Below are 19169 nucleotides of genomic sequence, written 5' to 3' on the forward strand. Positions count from 1 at the left end.
TATCCTTTAAGCTATGAAATTAACCCTTACACCCACATCAATGTGAAAACAGTTTTTCAAGCCTTTCGTAGCGTAAACTACTAGGTCACTATCAACTAGAATGACTTCAGTTCCAGGATAGCCTTTTAGAAGCTCAAGCCCCTTTTCCATACCGGCTACGAAGATTATAGTAGATAACGCATCCGCAACTGTGGCGCTGTCCGCAACTAGGGTCACGCTTATCAACCCTGATTCCGCTGGATATCCGGTATTCGGATTCAGAATATGATGATGCCTCTTGCCCTTACGATCCACAAAGTATCGCTGATAGTCTCCAGATGTAACCACTGCTTTGTCAGCCACAAGCACCGCACCAAGTAATCGGTTTGACTGTCTGGGATGCCGGATACCTACACGCCACGGCGATCCATCAGGTTTAGTTCCTAGAGCGGCTACATTCCCCCCGATATTTGTAAAAGCAGAGGTGATACCGTAGTCTCTGAATAGCTCTAAGAACTTATCGCTGGCAAATCCTTTACCTATCCCCCCTAAATCAATGGACTGCCCTGATTGTTTAAGCCCTGCGGACTTCTTACTGGGATCTAATATCAAATCAACATAGTTCACCAAAGGCAGAATCTGTCTTATACTTGCTTCTTCCGGAATCTCAGACGAATTCTTATAATCCCATAGATTTACTAAAGGGCCGACGGTAACATCAAATGATCCATGGCTGAAGCTTGCGAACTCAGCAGCACATGACAGCAACTCATAAGTATCCAGGCTCAATTCCTCACAGTTTATGCCTGCAGATCTGTTGATCCTGCTAATCTCGCTTTCGGGTTTAAAGTGGCTCAGTATGGATTCCAACCGTATTGCTTCACCATTGACAGCTCTGAGAGCTTCTTGTGTATGCTTGCCAAAGACTCGGTGTGTCATCTCGGTGCCCATCCCAACGTTTGTGGTCTGGGCCCAAACTGCTTTGTTCATCGTCAACTCTCCGTTCACTGTCAATTCAGATGTTTGAGATAGTGAATGAATTATATTATATTCATTCACTATCTGCTAAGAAGAAACGGCTTCACCGCTCTTAATATGGACGTTACCGTTTTCTTCGAGAAGTATAAGGAAAAGTATCCTTATCTATATAAGTTGAACTAGAAAACTTAGCAAAAGGCAAAAGTAATGGAGGGGAATTTTGGAACTGTAGGAGCGATAGCGACCGCCTTTGTCTCCGGATTTCATCCGCTAACGCGGAATAAATCAAGAAATCGGGAGACAACAGCGGCCGGAAGTCCAAACATTCACCGCAGTTACGATTAAAGCCGATTCAGGAAAATCTTAAGTTCAACTTATCTATATGAAATGAATTGGGAAATGATACACTTGTTGAGCCATAACGAGCTCCCCTCATTCTGGCGAATTTGTCAGACCATTCATCACAAACTCCGCCATGTACTCCAGAATCTGTGGAAAATACTGAAGCCCAATTTCTTCCTTATGCGTATCCATATTAATGATCGCTGTAAAAAAGGCCATTATAAGCTCAATATCAATATCATTTCTTATTTTCCCTTCTGTCTGCCATTGTTGGAACAACTCCACAAAACTGCCATATAAGAAATCAACCTTATTTACTCCATTCTCTTCACGGTATTGCTGCTCCAGCTTGCCAAATACGTCTTTGTTATACCATTCTTTTAAGATTGGATTAGAGTTCATGCCATTAATGTTTAATGATATTAACTTTTTGAGCAGCTCCAAGGGAGCATCGTTAAGATCGATGGCTTCCATTATGCTCTTTTTAAGTTTCACGTTTTCTTCCAGGAAAATTTCCAAAAAGAGTGCCTCTTTAGAGGGGAAGTAATTATAAAATGTTCCTACTCCAATCCCGACCACTTTTGTAATGTCTGAGACATTGGTTTTTTTAAATCCTTTGGAACTAAACAACTCTTTCCCGCAATTAAAAATATCCTTTTTCTTATCTTCCACCTAATAGTCCTCCGCTCACTTTATACTTGCTCTAATTTATTATAGACGTTTAGCCATTCGTTTGCCCAAGCGGTCAAACATGAGACCCGCTGTTTTTTTAATGAACCCTAAAGAAACCTGATAATAATAGTCCGATTCAAACCAACCCTGTTCTTTGTAGTGCCGGTAATCCAGGTACTTATCATTGAGCGTAGACTTAATAGTTGTACGGGACATCCGGAACATCAGCAGCCTGAAAAAGGAAGGAACCGGAGGCGTTGTGTGCATAAGCCCTTTGTAAAATCTTGCAGAGGCCTTTTTTATTTCTCGCGTAAATTTTTGCTGCGCAACCTCGCTTCTTGGCTCCAAAGTGTTCAGAACACAACCTTTAGTAACTCGAAACCCGAAATTTCTCCCCATATTGCTTAGGTACTTCACGATAGAGTTACCTCCAAAGATACCTTGATTGACAATAGCCGTAAAGGTCTTTCCAAAAAATCGCGGTCGATGGAACACAAAGGCGAGTCGATCCAACAGGTTCTTCATCGGTGCCGAGACATGAAAGGCATAATTGGGAGTGGCGAAAATGATTCCGTCAGCATGGCTCATCTTCTCAATCAGCACATCGCGATCATCCTTTAAGGGGCAATATTGCTCTCCTTTGTTAAAACACAGCTTGCAGCCACGGCAATATTCAAGCTGATAGTCTTTCAAGAATAAGTACTCAAAATCAATTTCACCATAAGATTTCAAATGATCCCCAAATTCACAAACTGCCTCGAAGGTGGCATGCTTTTGCTGATTCCCAATAAAGGCAATCACTTTTTTCATTGGAGTCCCTCCATGTATAGATCATTTCACTCACTTCATACAATGTGAATGAATATAATTATATTCATTCACATTGTAACATGCAACTGCTTTTCTGTCAGGATTAATGCCAAAATTAAGAGGGAACGTACGTCCTTCAACTTATGATGCTAATAAAATGCCCTAACTGCGCCGATACAAACTATGCAACTGCAATTTCATTTGGCTGTAGTGGCTTTTGCCATTCTGATGCATACTTCGCTCTCGTACCTCTTTCTTCTCTCCCACTTAGCAGCCGCAGCTGTTTTTTTGCAGTGCCTGCCGCCTGCCGCTCTCGCCCCATCTTCAAGGTTCATGCTTCCTATTGTTCGTTTTACCCATTGTGACAAAGGCAAACTTGTCGAAAGACAAGGACGCAAAGCCATAGGGCCTTCTTCGTTTCCAAATTGCGGAAGACGAAGGTGGCAGCCGTGCTGCCGGAAAAAAAGGATGTCTGCTTCACTACGTACGTTTCAGGCGCGTAGATCAGACGTTCCGGGGGAAAAGCTTTTTCAACGAATATAACCGTTTATAAAAAGTTGTTCCTCCTCCGCCCAAACCGGGCGTTACTTTGCGTACCCTAGCAAGGCGACGGCGTAAAGGGATATTTTAACCGAGGAGAGTTAGTTATGAAAACCACCTGCAAAAGATCCGTTCGACCTGCCCCCGATTTATCAAGAACAATCACAAAAATGGCTCCGCGCTCCTGTTTCCGTTTGTTCTCCAAAGTCACCGCCATGCTGTTAACACTAGTGCTTGCGATCGGCGGCCCGTTCAACCCAGTCCGTACAAAATTGGTGTCCGCGCAGCCGGCCACTGAATCCACACCTCAATCCGTTACAGAAAGTGCATATGGGGCTGCGGCTAATAACCTGCAGGAACCATCCACGCCAGTTGGCACAGTCTGGACGATTGGTACCCATGACGGAAGCTCTGCCGAATTTTCCGACTTCAAGGCAATGTCGATTCCTTACACCGTACCTGTGACGGAAGAGGTTTACAGCGACTGGAAGACATTTCCGAAAGGTATGAAAGCGAGTGTGAATAAAACGCTCTCTATCGATTTCACGCTGGAGGCGCTGCCCACTTATGGCGTGGAATTCGACGTGCATATTCTGAACGCGTACATGTCTGTGCCACAGATGGCAGTATACGCGAATGGAAGGCTGGCCGGGCTCCTCCAGATTGCCGGCACAGCTGGCAGCGGTGGTGCCTATCCTTACCGGGACCAATATGGCTTATATATTCCAAAAGAGTTGTTGAATACCGGCGTGAACGAGCTAAAATTCGAGGTGTATGCCGGCTCCTATGCGAATAGCTCTGGAGATGCAAATTTATGGTATGAGTGGGATGAGTTATCTTTGACGGCGCTCTCCTCGCCAGCGTCTGAGCCACTTCACGGTCGGTACGTACATCTTGGCACTGCGATCGCCAATTCGTTTGATTTCAATGATAATGTGACTCGGCTTGTTCCAGATTTGACGAAATGGCTCGGCATTGCCTACAGTGGCAATATGATGCGCGCGGCTCTATGGTCCGATACGAAGCAATTATGGCTGGATGGCATTGATCCTTATTTGCAGACGATGAAGGACATGAATCTGCAGCCAGTAGTCGGCATGTTCGGCACAGATTTCATGAACAGCAGTGAAATGCTAGGCGGCCATATGTCCGAAAGCATGAAGACCTATTACCGGCAATTCATGTCCGATTACGGTTCGGATTTCGCTTATCTGGAAATGGACAATGAACCGGGTGTATTCGGTCATACGCAGTCTTCTCTCGTCGAGCTCGGTAAGTTTTTGCAGGCAGAAAAAGCGGCAACCCCATGGCTCAAGATCGTGGCACCCGGCTGGGCATACTGGCCAACCAAGGGGACACCATACGGTTGGGAGCGCAATCCTGAACAGCGTAAACCAATCGAAGCTGTATCAGACCTGACGAACGGTCATAGCTATTCGCTTACTGGATTGACTCAAGCCCGCGGCGGCGCCCTGAACGAAAACCTGTTAACCTATAACGGGGGTACGGAAGATGGACTGCCCAAGGAAATGATGATGACTGAAGCAGGGGCTAACGATCTGCATGCCGATCCGAGCGGCTTCGGCACATCAGCCTATAAGTTCGCAGCCGCCTTCGACCGCGAGCTGCGCGCAGATATTGGGTATGCCGACCATATTATGCAGCATACAGCTTTTGATACGTCGAACCCGAATTATGCACTTTTTGTTCGACCAGGCAATTGGAACACGCACCGAGTATCCGACACGGCCGCCTGGGCCGCCAAGCCTGCAGAGGGCGGCGAAACCCGATTGCGCACGTTCCGGCGTTTGGCTGCGGCCTATGCGACGCACGGTGCGCCGCTGTCCTATTCCTTTCTGAGCGGCGACGAGTCGGCTGGCCGAAAAATATATGTCCGTGCCGTCGATACCCGTACGCTAGGTGTATCGACAATCGGCGCTTCGGCAGACAAGCAGATTGTCAGCATCGTCAACTTCGAGCCGGCCGGAACCGCGGCGCGACATGTGAACGTCCGCGTGGCGCTTCCAGAGAGCGGTGACTACCGGGTCGAGCAGTACCGGGATGGCAATTCGGTAGGCGCTGCCTATTCAGTGGAGGAGAGAAACGTATCTCCATATCTCGATCTCGACCTCACCGTTGCTGCGGGCGAGGCTGTGCAGCTGTATTTGACCCTCAAGGAAGCACAAAATCCTGAAAAACCGGTCATGACGGGTGCTGCAATGAAAACTTGGAATACGGCTATGATTGACTGGAACGAAGCGGCCGACAACCACCAGACGACTACTTATCGCCTTTACCGTGACGGCGAGGAACTGGCGCTCCTGCCATCTTCCGTGACGCGTTACATTGATACGACGATCGCTTACGACCGCACCTACTCGTACACAGTTCAGGCCATCGATGATTCAGGAAATATGTCCGTTCCAAGCGAGCCTATGCTGCTTGCGGTACCGGATATGCCAATCACACCGGGCGGACTGTTGTATGAAGTCGAAAAAGGGCAGCTTACAGGCATCGCCAAAACCGGAACGGATTCCGCTGCCTCTAGTGGAGGTTATGTACGGGATATGCACGGGAACGGAGCGAGTATAAGCATCATTAACATTATGCCAGGTGCAGGCAACTATACGCTGCGTTTCGCTTACGCCACCGGAGTAGACGCTACATTGAATTTGTACGTAAACGGCATAAAGATCAAGAAGCTGTCGTTCATCTCGACCGGCAAATATACGGGAACCGGAGCTTATAAAAGCATATCGGCAGCGGTAACGCTTGCGGATGAACCCAACACAATCATGCTGCGGCATGACGGCGACAATACCGGTGCCGTGAATCTCGATTATGCGGAATTGACTTCCGTGGTATCTGTATCTCCCGTGACAGACTGGCACGACTATACATTCGACGACGCAGACATCTACTATTCGCCGGGCATTCTGATGAATATCAACGGAAGCTGGAATGAAACGATGGATCAAGGTGAGGTGGCCTCCTTCGGCTTCTCGGGAACTGGCGTCCGCTGGCTGTCGAACGTGCAGGGCAATATGGGCAAAGCAAATGTTTATATCGACGAAGTGCTGCAGGACACAATTGACCTGACCGCCGCCGATCTGGAGGGGTACAGTAAAGTCGTATTTGAGAAAAAGAACCTGAATGACGGCGACCATACCCTACGGATCGAAACCGTGGGGGGCAAAGTAACTTTTAACCGCTATAGTGTTTATGGGATGTTGAAATAAATGGGTTTCTAAGTCTCAATCAAATAGCCTCAGCCCAATATTCTAACGGGCTGAGGCTGTTTGATGTACAACGGAGCTGCTCTTACCAAACTACACGGATAATAAGACCTTTAGGATTGCCAACTTCGAGGTAAGCTGGCTGTCCGTTGACATCACCATACGGGAATCCGTACGCCAATACACTGATACTATGCTCATGCCATAATTTCGCATAATAATTGGCCGGAGCAGCGTTGTACTAGTCGGATACAGTATTCCAATGGTCCCACCTGCTGTAAATGATCCATGAATAGGAGCCACAATGCGGTATGGCGTCTGAACGGTGGCGAGCGATTTAAAGGCGGTTGGCACTCCATTTTGGTATTTAGTAAAAGTTCTAACACGGGTTTCTGATTCCAGTTCCCCGACTGTTTTGTCGTAGGATGATAGCCACTGTCGTTAATACTCTTTATGAGCTTATAAAATTAATCAGAACCGAATTAAAGGCCTTCGGCGATTCCATATTGGAGAAATGCCCCGCTCCTGCTATAAGAACTTTCTCAGCATTTGATATCAAATCCAAAAGTCTACCAGAAGAATTTCTACTCCCTTCTGAATCCAATTCTCCTATAATTACAAGCAAAGGAGGACCCTCACTTTGTTTATGTAATAACGATTCAATTACAGAACCTACCAGTGGACGCTTTCTTTCGTATAGGATCTGCCACGCGGACCATTCGCTGATCATGGTTTCAAGTTCATTATAAATCCTGTCTTTTTGAAGCCCGCTACACTGCATCATTAATGTCATCCACTCTTTCTTAAAATCATCCAGAGCGATGGGTCTCGCAACAAAATCCTGCTCTTGCAACTCAAGTTCGTCATCTGGCCATGGCTCAAATTCTCCTGCGTACAGTCCAGAACTTGCACATGCTGCCGAAAGGACTCTCTCTGGATATAACGCGAGACAATCCAAGGCTACCATAGAACCTAGGGACAGACCGACCAGATGAGCTTGCTTCACGTCCAGTGCATGCATTATGGCAACAAGATCATCCACATGCCGATAATGAACTCTTGGATCAGGCAATGATGATTTTCCATAACCACGCAAATCATAACGAATAACGAAATATTTCTCTGCTAAACTATCAAATTGCGCATCCCACATTCGCGAATCTACTGAATGAGCATGTATTAATATCACTGTCACCCCTGTTCCTTTTGACTCGTAATAAAGATTTGCATCAGATAAAGTGATGTACATTTTGATTTCACTCCAATCCTAAATATGTAACTTCAAACAATTACTATAATGGAATGAGAGTATAGGTCTCACCGATTACCGTTTTGAAATGAATTGTTCCATTATTACTATACTTTGCATCCAATACCCCCCCAGCCATTTCCACTATGAGAGGGATAGCCGAGACAACCTGGCAATCCACTCCTTGATTGGAGCAAATTCGGGCATAGGTTAGCTGATTATTGTTCCAGGTGATCTCGACTTCAAAGCCTCCTCTAGCACAAAGTCCTTTCACTGTTCCCGCTTCCCAGACATCTGGCAGCGCAGGCAACAAATGAAGGATGCCCGTATGGGATTGCAGCAGCATTTCAGCTACACCCGCTGTAAATCCGAAATTTCCGTCGATCTGGAATGGCGGGTGTGCCCCAAACAGATTAGGATATACTCCACCACCCGTTACACTTCCCTTATCGGTATGCACAAGGTTAAATACTTTCCCAATCAGTTGATGTGCTCGGTTGCCGTCACCAAAACGAGCCCAGAGATTTATTTTCCAAGCCAGACTCCAGCCTGTGCCAATATCCGTACGCCGCTCAAGGGACTGCCGGGCTGCTGCGAACAAAGCAGGAGTCTCCTCTGCTGTCAGTTGATTACCCGGATAAACTCCATACAAATGAGAAACATGACGATGCTGCACATCCTGATCTTCAAAATCTTCAGACCATTCCTGAAGCTGGCCATACTTACCGATCTTTAGAGGGAACAGTCTCGCTCTTGCGGCAGCGAGTTCCTCGCGGAATTCGTCTTCCGTATGTAGTACTTCCCCAGCGGCGATACAGTTCGTAAATAATTCCCAGATGAGCGCTTGATCCATTGCTGTCCCTTTGCTAATACCAGATAATTCTCCATTCGGAGTTACAAATTTATGCTCAGGTGAAATGGAAGGAGAAGACATCAAACTTCCATCAGACTCCTCTTGTAGCCAATCAAGGCAGAAGAGTGCAGCCTCTTTCATGATCGGGTAGGCCTCTTCGCGGAGATACAACAGGTCGCCACTAAATTGATAATGCTCCCACAAATGCTGGCACAGCCACGGGCTGGCCATCGGCCAACTGGCCCATACGGGATCACCGTTACCATAATCTCCTACGGGAGCGGAATGGCACCAAATATCGCTGTTATGGTGAGCCACCCAGCCTCTGGTACCATAGTTCACCTCGGCAGTCCGTGCACCCGATTGTGCCAGGTTAGCGATGAAATCCAGCAGTGGCTTATGACATTCGGACAGATTACAGGTTTCAGCCAGCCAGTAATTCATCTCGGTATTGATATTCAAAGTATAATTACTGCTCCAAGGTGGTCGGGTTTCCTTATTCCATATTCCTTGCAAATTGCTAGCTTGCGTTCCAGGTTGAGAGCTGGAAATCAGCAAATAGCGGCCGAATTGAAACAACAGTTCCACAAGTTTGCTATCTTTCACCCCAAACTTCTGAACCCTGACATCCGTAGGTAAAGGCAATTCCGCCACGAATTCGGCTGGGCCCAGATCAAGCTGTACACGGTTAAACAAAGCTGTGTAATCGGAAATATGACGTCCCCATAACTCCGTATAGGACTTTTTAAGAGCCGCTGCCAGCAACTCCTCAGCAATACCTGCAGGTTCAAGCCCCTCCGTCGCTGGATTGCGATTATATCCGTTAAAGCTCGTCGCCGCGCTGAATATCAGGATAGCTGAGGTTGCCGATTCTACATGCAGACCGTCATAATCGGTATAGGAACATCCATCTTGTATCTTCACCCCAACTCGACCATCGAAGCGTGTTCCACCCTCACCATAGACTACGGGTTGGTCGGTCCGATAATAATTAGGATCCACGTGGATCGGTGCGCGTCCCTTCATCACGAACCGTTCTACTTCTGTACTCGTTTGATGGCGAAGTGGACTCCGTAGTTTGGCCGTAAAGTTCAGCATTCCCGGATGATCCGCCTCCAGTCTCATAATAAGCACTTGATCTGGGTTTGATACAAAGCATGTACGTCTATAAGTAATTCCACCAATGCGGTAAGTAACCGAGGTGGTAGCTGTCTCCAAGTCTAGCTGGCGCTCGTAATTAGTGGCCAGACCGCCATGATAGAAATGAATGCTCAGATCACCTAACGGCATGTAGGATTGTGTATAGGGTCCCATTGCTTTTTTGCATAGTGCGTCAACCTCAGCATATTTCCCTTCATCAATTAGACGTCGGATCTCCGGTAGAACTTTTAAGGTGTTGGGATTAGTTCCATCCTTTGGCTCTCCCGACCACAGAGTATCCTCATTCAGCTGGAGCAGCTCAGACTCGATTCCACCAAATAACATGGCTCCGAGTCTACCATTACCGAGCGGCAACGCTTCATTCCACTTGTCTGCAGGTTCTTGGTACATCAGTTTCATTAGGTTTACTCCTCATCTCAATGTCCGGTTGAAGAATTAATTGCCCATTAAAAACGCTCCCACAAAAATCACACATTTGCAAGATTCCTTGTAAATTTAGTGAGAAACAAAAGAAACGGGTGCCGTCTAAATAAAGGACGGTGAAGCCGTTTCTTCTATTTCTTGCAAGAGATGCTCACGCATAGAACTTACTGCTTAACCAGCTTCCACTTTTGCCCGGACAATCCGTTATTCAATAATATCTCTACACTTGTACCAGCGGACGTGCCGTTTCCAATCACATTGAGTATCCTATTACTATTAGAATCTATTAGTTTATAGGTTCCATCTGTATTCATGATAATCTTCCATTTTTGGTTCGCCCCGCCAGAGTATGGCCATATAGACACTTTTGTTCCATCATCTGTGCTACCTCCAAATACCTCAAGTGCTTTTCCACTCGAAACTCCAATGATTTTGTATGTACCATCTTCATTGCGAGTAATGGTCCATTGCTGATTTGATCCTGTGGCATCTTCTGCAATTTGGACAGCTGTTCCGTCTGCTGTGCTTCCGTTGCTCAGATCCAGTACTTTTCCACTATTCGGGTTTAATAGCTTGTACGTGCCGCCAGAGATAATGCCACCGCGTATAAGCTTCCATTTCTGCGCAGCTCCACCGTTGTCCGTCAAAATCTGTACATTTGTTCCATTCGCAGTACTATTCCCACTCACATCTAATACTTTTCCGCTATTGGAGTCGATTAATTTAAAGGAACTATCAGAGTTTGCTGTGATTTTCCATTTTTGATTTGCTGACCCGCTATATGTCCATATTTGAACATTGGTTCCTTCGGCAGTCCCTGCACCATTCACATCCAGCGCCTTTCCACTTTGGAGACCTATTAAACGGTAAGTACCATCTCCATTATCTATGATTGTAAATCGTTGGTTATTGCCAGCGGCATCTTGCCACAATTGTACATTGGTTCCATTGGCGGTGCCACCGGATGCTACATCCAGCATCTTTCCGCTTACCGGATTCATTAGCGAGTAAATCTCTCCGGAAATGATCGGAGTACGCGTGTACAACAAAGTAGTGAAAGGCTGATGGTCCGTGGATACTGATTCCGGCTCGAAAGAAGCGATCAACGATCTGGTATTGTATACAGGGTCCGTACTTGCTGAATCCGCTAAACCTTTGACATAGTGATAGTGATTCCAAACCATATCATATATCGGACGAAGTTTTCCTCTGCCGGATGCTGAAACAACGGGCTCATTTCTCCAATCCACAGTATATATCGGGGTGAAGGGTACGGTTCCGCCACTGTTATATTTAGCTGCATATTCAGTTCCCTTTAATATAAGTCTGTTGGAATATTCATACAAATCCTCAAAGGTCGAATCGCCACTTTTTTGTACATATGAAATTTGCGCCATCGTTGCCAGCAATCCCAGTCCCAATTGGGCATGAGGCTGATCCCGTCCACTCTCTTCAGACTGCGCCAAATTTGAATCAGTGGTCGGAAACAGATAATAAGTTACCCGTCCGTTATGATTTCCGTTCTTGAAATGATTCACCGCTTCAATATAGATGGTTAAATCGTCACACAATACGCCGATAGCCATAATAGTCACCATTGGAGCAATATCCTGATTGCCGCGGTAGTAATACGGATACGATCCATAATCTCCATCGCTGTTATAATGGGTAGTCAGATAATCACGCAGGGATGGCAAAAAATAATTCAGAAGCATGTTCTTTATGGCCGTAAACTTCCCGGCATTATTCCAGGCTGTATCCGATTTCATAATATCTGCCGCAGCTGCAAATTTGTAACCGTTCAGACCTGCCAATAATTGTTTCTCATCGCCGCCAACTGCAGTGTTAACCGTACTAGACCATGCATCCAGAATTTGTTCAGCCTTCAGTCTGGCATTATTCGCTTCCGTGGAATTGCTTGAAACCTTCCAGATAATCGCCTGAACTAAAGCTGCCTCGGCATCATTAAACATTTGGGTATTTCCTGAATTTAAGTCGGGATGCCCTCCCCATCTTGCAGGAGCAGCTACAGGACTCGGTGTATAAGATGAGGATGCATAAGAGGTGAGTTTGCCGGCATTCCATGCATCGATCCAAGGGCTTACACCAGCTGTAACCTGTTGTTTTGCGCGGTCAAAATCAGCCTGTGAGTACAATATTCCACTATGTGTGAAAGAATCAGCGCTTACATGTTTCGGATAGAAAATTGTTCCTAATGAAACAGACATGATGAACAGAACACTTGTTAGTAGAGATAGGAGCGCGTTCTTGATTCTCTTATGCTTTACATTTAACATATTTACCCTCCCCTAGAATAAGTTTGGATTTCGCTTCTTATGCTCAATGACCTTAACGTCCCTCACCTTCTTTTAAACAAAAGCTATCCAGTTTCGTCAAAAGACACCGGATAGCTCTGTTAAACTTCCATCCTTATAACCTCCGAGAAGCTTTGCCTCAGCCACATCCTCTACAAAAGGCTGTGATCAGGACGGAGTTTTGACATAATCAGCCGACGGCTCACTCAACGTTGCACTCGCGACGCCTGCGTTCGTAACCGTAAGGGTTACGTCCAATCTAGCTTCTCCTTCGTGGCTGTCTACAGCTTTGAAGGAAAGAGTGTATGTCCCCGCTACAGACGGTGTCCAGGTAAATTGTCTGCTATTTTCGTCGAAACTCGCTCCTTCAGGCAGCGATAATGCACTGTAAGTCACCTCTTGATCATCTGCATCTGCGGCATACACTGCGAAAGAGACGGTGCCTCCTACTGCCACGGTTATTGGAGCAATCGTTTCAAAAACAGGTTGTTGATTCACTTTTAACAACTCTAGTCTCTCCAGCGATTCCTTTAGCACCGCTGCCGCCGCATCAATCTCCACCTGGGTTGCAGCGGTCGAACCGTTGGTATTTCCGGCTGCTGTAACTGCCGCAGTTAAGTCCGCTATACTTTCCACCGTATATTTTTCAGATTCAATTGCCGCTGCTTCTTGCAACAGAAGGGTCAGCAATGTTTTGTCCTTCGTATTTTTATAGAATTCAAGCTCAGCTATATTGGCAAAGCCATTTGGCGAATAATATCTTAAGTAGCGATAAGCTTTGTCATTGGAAATTACGGTCTCATACCATTTGACGGAAGTGATCCCAGTGATAGTATAGAGATTTTCAAAATTCACGCCATCATTGGAACCTTGAATGATCGCTCCATTCATGCGTACATAATTACCAACTCTCGGCAAAAACTTGATATTTCCAATCGCTGGTTCATGGCCTGCTCCCAGGTCAACACGGACCCAGCCAAGGCTGGTTTTCGTATCGGGAGACGTGCTGCTATTGCCATCGAAGGCGCGCCAGCCATTCTGTGCTGCATCGGCCGTACCATCGTAGGATACCCCGGATGATGTGACCATTGAAGATGTCACTTCAATTTTTTCCGAGTAGATCGTGCTTTTCGACAATAGTATAACCTTAGCTTGAGTCAACTCCGCGAGAAGCATGGTTTTGTTGGCTCCCTGCTGGCCCATTGCTGTCTTAATCCGTTCTACTTCCTTCTGATACAGGTAGTAGCTTCCCGTGGTATAGCCATCCGGTCCAACAACTTTAGAATTCACATACTCCAAATCGTAATCCACGTCACCGTAAAATTCCACTTCCGCTACATTACCACTCCATGCGGCGCTATTATACAATCTTAAATAATGATAGTACTGTTGATCTAATAGCTGACCTTCTCTAATATCGGACCATGTGCCTTCTGTTGATCCCTTTAGAGGCACAGTTAGATTTATCCAGTTCACATTATCATTGGAGCCCTGTACAATAAGCCCATTCATTCTTGCGCTGTTTCCAGTTCTGGGCATGAGTACAATTTCGCTCAGCTTCACAGATGCATGTTCACCAAAGCTAATGGTGTAATAAGAACCGATTGACGTATTCAAATCACCAGCGGTGGCAATATCGCCATCAAACAACAAATAACCAACTTGCTCCTTGGACAACCCGGTACCAGGCCACTGCTTGTCTGACGCGGTAACTGTAGCCAGCGCCTGGACATCTATGAACTTTGAACGATCAACAAGAAACAGCTTGGAGTTGTCGGTTGTCAAGGTTATTGTGTCTCCATTCGTCCCGTCACTCCACTCGTAATCAACCGAAAACTTCACCGTACCTGTCGGCACATTTCCAGTCGTGGCAGCTTCAGCTGTCCAGTTGATATGATCTTGCGTGGTAACCGTTGCAATAACGCCTTGAATTTTAACGTTTACATTTTGAATGACTTCTTTTGCTTTGATTGTTAATTTCACCGTATCACCCAATGTTATCTTGCCGCTAACGCTTTTGGCGGAACCGATTGCAACAGACTCGATCTTATTGCCAATCTCATACCGTTGCCCATAGATTCTGAATTCAGTCATTTCAAACATATTTTGCGACAAATTGTGTATAATATCAGGTTGCGGATCAAGCAATTGGATCTTGATAAAGCGGAATTTTGCATTTTTGTAATCTTCGGCCACATTCAGTGTTTGAAAGCTTTGAGTAAACGCTGTTAGTCCGGGCGTTAGCCGTGTCCAATTCTCCTTGTCATTTGACCCGAATACCGCTGATTTTGCGAGACGATCCGCAAAGATATTGCTTTGCAGACCAAAAGCAGTTGCTGAAACTTTATAATCCGGTCCAAAATCCAGTATATGATATAAGTCTGGATACGGAGCCGTCGTGTAAGCGGTACCAGTATTGTTGTCACCATCTACTAGATTGACGATAACTTTACCTAAGGTCGAAGCTGCAATTATATCGTGATAATCGATACTGCCGTCAAGTTTTAATAAAGGCGTCACTAATTTAAGACTTTCGATTGTACTCCTGAGGGTTTGCAACTGCTGGTTGAACGCCTCATCGGACACACTGTCAATCTGGCTTATTGTATCCGTGTACACGGTTTTATAATGATTTAACGTTGCTGTCACGTAAACACTCGCTGGATCATAGGGTGCAATAGTTGCTTCCACTGCCGAAGCACGTTCATTAGCAACAACAATATTAACATTTTTACTTGTAATCGTAGTGCCGTCAGAAGCTGTAACGTTAAAGGAAATTATACCGGCTTGCGTCGGTTGCCAAGAAAATGCACCGGTACTGGTATTTAGAGCAGCGCCTTGAGGCACAATCGAGCTATCATAAATAACAACATCAGTGCTGTTTGAATCCGCAGCGGATAAATCAATGCTGACAGGTGCTCCTACATAGGTAAATAAGTTCATATCCGAATTCCCTACTGTAAATACCGGAGGTGTCAGTTGTGCTCCTGCCTGTACATTAAGGTGGTCAATATCAACAATCGTGCCAGAACCTTTTACCTTCAAATAAATGATGTCACCCAAACTCTGAAATTCGCCCATGGTATAGGTTACATATCTCCACTGTCCCCTAGTATCTGGTAGTGTCAATGTATCATTAATCCCCGGATTCATTTCTAAAGTGGCTACGCCATTCGTCCGAATTTTGAATCCAATGGTTTTTTTGCTACTGGACGCATTAAGCAGCGCAATTTCACTTCCTGCTTCCGTTACATCAAACCTAACAAAGAAAGTATCTCCTTCTTGTACGGTAGCTGTATTACCATCAAATGACGTATAGCGGTCTTCAATTTCGATCAGTGATGGGCTTGTTTGTGGCTTTGGAACCCACTTAACTGCCTCTCCCTCTGCCTCTTCGGGTAAATAAAGCCAGAAGTCGCCGCCGCCGTCCGAATTATCCCAGTTTAAGTTAAATCCCTCGCCGTAGTAAAAATTGGATGGGAGTTTCTTGGTAAATACCTCATAAAAATAGGGAGCCTTCTCTGCTATGTTAACCCCTTTGACATAAGTATAGTAGGAATAGAGGTCCCAAAAATTAGCGGTATTGAATCTCCCTCTGTAACCGGTTGCTAACTGATTATAGGTATCTCTGGTAGTTCCATCTGGGGCAATGGAGTAAGCCACTGGCGTCCACGGCGTTTCATATCCAAGCATGTACTGCCAAAAATAGTTGGCCGCAGCTAAAATCCGGTCATTCAGAAACTCATAAGGACCTACAGCGTTGGCCTCAGTGGATACTGTCCCTTCTTCTGGGTCAATTAATGTTCCCTGAGCAAGCAGCATCCGCGATACGATTGCTGCATTCGTTAAGTCACCGCCGCCATGCGCCTGATCTCTGCCCATTTCCACATGTTGTACGATCGGTTCGTCCAACACCTCGCCTGTCAGTGCATTAGTATCGATCAATCGAAACAACTGTTTAATCGAACCATTGAAGCCTTGATCGACAGCTGTCTTATTCACACTCCACCACTCGACAGCCTCATTATATCTGTCTCGGTTATCAGTAAAGATATAACCGGCCATGGCTCCTAAGAGCGGATAATTATGCTGGTTCATAAAATGGTTCTGGTCGTGCAAAAAAGTATCGATGACCGGAGTAATCAGATTATTCGTGAAATCAGCTGTATCTTTGTCCGTCCATTGTAGTTCAGCTGTTTGATAACTTGAATACCTTAATATTTCTGCTGCCGTTACCATCCGATTGAGTGGAATCCCCGTATGGATATGCGAATCGGTAAAATATTTGTATTGTACTGGATCCATCTGCGACCAGATACGAATAATAGTCATGGCATTCGCCCGATAAGTCTCGTCACCGGTTATATAATACATCAGGGATTGGGTATACGCTTTCAAACCGTCCGCACGGAATTTTGAATTAAAGCTCTGACTGTCAAAAGCAAGCACCGCCGGCTTCGTTGGATCTGTGGAGCTTGCATTACTGGAGGTAACGGTTTTCGAAGCAGCTGAAGAGACGGTCATAGCCTGATAATAGGAATACCATGGCTCTTTTTGCTCCAGCACACCCACCCTCATCGTTTCTAGTGTAGCTTTAGTTAAGCCAACACCCGGATGAGTAAAACCATTGCTGCTGATTGTTTCATTGATTTCGACTTGATAATCTGTACTGACTGTCCCCCCCGTCGTATCCGCAGCTGAAGCTGACCCATCCGGCATAAGTAATGCTGAAAGCGTATTTACTACAACAAACAATGACAACAAAAGCCTCCATACTTTTCCAAAATGAAATGCTGTTTCCCGCTTCATGTGATTCCCCCTTAGAATAGTGTTCCTCTTTAACAAATGGAATCCCCTAACTTAACTCCTCTATAGCAAATTCCGCTTAACTTATAACGACAATGATAAAAAAAAGGACAGCCGTCCCGACAGATTAAATTCCTGATTAAGACGGCCGGTTTCGTTATTATTTCGCAGCAACAAAAGCATCCACTTGTTTTTGCAATTCAGTTAAATAAGCATCAAATCCTGCACCCTTAAGTTGTTTCTGCACTTTCGCCAAGTCACCGTCGATGTTATTGGTCATCCCTACAGCTAATGGTTGAATATACTGTGTCTTTACTGTTTCCAAATTGGAGAGTTCTGTAGCCAAAGAAGAGGTGTCAAAGTTGAATCCTTCATACGGATCAGTTCCTCCGGCTTCTGCAAGTTTAGCACCTTCGATTTGGATATTGTCATAAATGTCTTTCCATTCTCCCGGATAGTTAACCTCAAGGTTCATGTAGCCATCATTCAATCCTGTCCAAGCCGGTTTAACGTTATCTGTCGGTATGCCGTCATAGTTAATAAATCCCTCAGCATCCACTTTATAATTCTCATCCAAAGCGCCATAAGATAGAAGATTGTAGTAGGTTTGGTCAGTGTGGGCTTTCTCAATAAACTTCAATGCCTGCTCTACATATTGAGAATTGGCACCTACAGAGATAAAGGTCATCGAACCGGCTGACATCTTAGGCATATAGCTTGGTACATTGTTCAGGAAGTAATCATACCATCCATATTCTGAGTCAGGTAATGCTTCTTTAAGAGGATTAATATAATTGCTACTTACTGCACCAAGGTGGTTATTAAACTCAAGCGGCTTTTGATCCGCTTTCATAAGCTCCAATGTTTCAGCAGTAGCATTCCCTTGGGCTGCCAGCACGTCGTGATCTACAATGCCGTCATCATACCATTTCTTAGCCACTTCAATAACCTGTTTATATTCCGGTGTATCATACATACTGATAACTTTATATGGATCATCAACTGGAGCGACTGCATATTCAGCTGCAACCGTAAGATACTTGCCGCCAGCGATCATAGTCCAAAGATTATTCGCAAAACGTTTGTCATTCAGCATTGGGGTAGCCTGATATTCTTCCTTGGCTTTATAAAGGTATTGTTCGGCTGTCTCCAGGCTGTTGATCTCGGGAAGGCCCCATTTTTTGCGAAGATCCTCGCGGTAGAGCATACCCTCACTGCCACCACCAGGCTTGTTGTATTGCGGGATTCCAAACACTTTACCTTCAATCTTTACCCGATCCAGCGCTCCTTTGTAATGCTCAACAAGATCAGGCACTTTACTCAATAAAGGAGTTAAGTCTGCAAAGGCATTCTTGGCTGCGAAGTCTGTGAAATTCGACCAAACACCACCTACATAAAGATCGTATTCTTTTGCAGCAATGGCTCTGCTAATTTGATTTTTTTCATCACCCCAAGGAATAAAATCGAATCTGACCTTGATTCCCAGATCCTTTACAGTTAATTCATCCAGCTGCTTGTAGAAGTTATCCAGTCCGCTTTTGGGCTCACTTCCCATCGTAATCGCTTTCAATTCAACGATTTCTTTAGGCGCCTCCGTTGCAGCTGTATTCCCGGATTTTGTAGGTTCACCACCGACATTGGTATTGCCCGAATTCGAGCAGGCTGTAGATATCCCTAACATCAACGCCATTAATGAAACCAACATCGTCTTTCTAAAATGCCTTCCTTTCAAATGAATCCCCTCCATAGCTATATTTGTTATATGTGGAGTGGAGGAAACTGTAATAAGTATCCTCCAGCTTAAC

At 45.4% G+C, this 19169-nt stretch carries 12 protein-coding genes and 1 riboswitch; of the genes, 2 read left to right on the forward strand and 10 right to left on the reverse strand.

Annotated features, from left to right (window positions below; all coding sequences use genetic code 11):
- Window positions 1-6 precede the first annotated feature (6 nt).
- Window positions 7-987, reverse strand: coding sequence for an FAD:protein FMN transferase (locus GJB61_RS18675; protein ID WP_338115968.1), 981 nt, complete (start codon window positions 985-987; stop codon window positions 7-9).
- Window positions 988-1164: 177 nt separating this feature from the next.
- Between GJB61_RS18675 and GJB61_RS31270 the strand changes: the two genes are divergently transcribed.
- On the forward strand, window positions 1165-1302 hold the full coding sequence (locus GJB61_RS31270) for a hypothetical protein (protein ID WP_195724409.1): 138 nt from the start codon (window positions 1165-1167) through the stop codon (window positions 1300-1302).
- Window positions 1303-1389: 87 nt separating this feature from the next.
- On the opposite strand, the gene GJB61_RS18680 is transcribed toward GJB61_RS31270, so the two are convergent.
- The 3 genes from GJB61_RS18680 to GJB61_RS18690 all read right to left on the reverse strand — a co-directional run bounded on the left by GJB61_RS18680 (window position 1390) and on the right by GJB61_RS18690 (window position 3109).
- Window positions 1390-1971, reverse strand: coding sequence for a TetR/AcrR family transcriptional regulator (locus GJB61_RS18680; protein WP_338115941.1), 582 nt, complete (start codon window positions 1969-1971; stop codon window positions 1390-1392).
- A gap of 39 nt (window positions 1972-2010) precedes the next feature.
- Window positions 2011-2781: a flavodoxin family protein gene (locus GJB61_RS18685; protein ID WP_154120534.1), complete on the reverse strand. Its 771-nt coding sequence runs from the start codon at window positions 2779-2781 to the stop codon at window positions 2011-2013.
- A 181-nt stretch (window positions 2782-2962) separates the two neighbouring features.
- Window positions 2963-3109, reverse strand: a complete 147-nt coding sequence (locus GJB61_RS18690; RefSeq protein ID WP_154120535.1) for a hypothetical protein — start codon at window positions 3107-3109, stop codon at window positions 2963-2965.
- A 31-nt stretch (window positions 3110-3140) separates the two neighbouring features.
- Window positions 3141-3241, forward strand: a riboswitch (cyclic di-GMP riboswitch).
- A gap of 187 nt (window positions 3242-3428) precedes the next feature.
- Here GJB61_RS18690 and GJB61_RS18695 point away from each other — a divergent pair.
- Window positions 3429-6560, forward strand: coding sequence for a polysaccharide lyase family protein (locus GJB61_RS18695; protein WP_154120536.1), 3132 nt, complete (start codon window positions 3429-3431; stop codon window positions 6558-6560).
- An 82-nt stretch (window positions 6561-6642) separates the two neighbouring features.
- Here GJB61_RS18695 and GJB61_RS31805 read toward each other — a convergent pair whose 3' ends face one another.
- The 6 genes from GJB61_RS31805 to GJB61_RS18725 all read right to left on the reverse strand — a co-directional run bounded on the left by GJB61_RS31805 (window position 6643) and on the right by GJB61_RS18725 (window position 19054).
- On the reverse strand, window positions 6643-6738 hold the full coding sequence (locus tag GJB61_RS31805; protein ID WP_229522005.1) for a hypothetical protein: 96 nt from the start codon (window positions 6736-6738) through the stop codon (window positions 6643-6645).
- 270 nt (window positions 6739-7008) lie between these two features.
- A complete protein-coding gene (locus GJB61_RS18705; RefSeq protein ID WP_154120537.1) occupies window positions 7009-7806 on the reverse strand; it encodes an alpha/beta fold hydrolase in 798 nt (265 codons plus the stop codon).
- Between the two features lie 43 nt (window positions 7807-7849).
- On the reverse strand, window positions 7850-10219 hold the full coding sequence (locus GJB61_RS18710) for a glycoside hydrolase family 95 protein (protein ID WP_154120538.1): 2370 nt from the start codon (window positions 10217-10219) through the stop codon (window positions 7850-7852).
- Between the two features lie 188 nt (window positions 10220-10407).
- On the reverse strand, window positions 10408-12540 hold the full coding sequence (locus GJB61_RS18715) for an RICIN domain-containing protein (protein WP_154120539.1): 2133 nt from the start codon (window positions 12538-12540) through the stop codon (window positions 10408-10410).
- Window positions 12541-12726: 186 nt separating this feature from the next.
- Complete coding sequence (locus tag GJB61_RS18720) at window positions 12727-17367, reverse strand: putative Ig domain-containing protein (RefSeq protein WP_154120540.1); 4641 nt, start codon at window positions 17365-17367, stop codon at window positions 12727-12729.
- Between the two features lie 157 nt (window positions 17368-17524).
- Window positions 17525-19054 (reverse strand): DUF3502 domain-containing protein, encoded by a 1530-nt coding sequence (locus GJB61_RS18725; protein WP_154120761.1) that lies wholly within the window; start codon window positions 19052-19054, stop codon window positions 17525-17527.
- Window positions 19055-19169 lie beyond the last annotated feature (115 nt).

It is taken from the genome of Paenibacillus monticola (assembly GCF_009664975.1).
Lineage (GTDB): Bacteria > Bacillota > Bacilli > Paenibacillales > Paenibacillaceae > Paenibacillus_AQ > Paenibacillus_AQ monticola.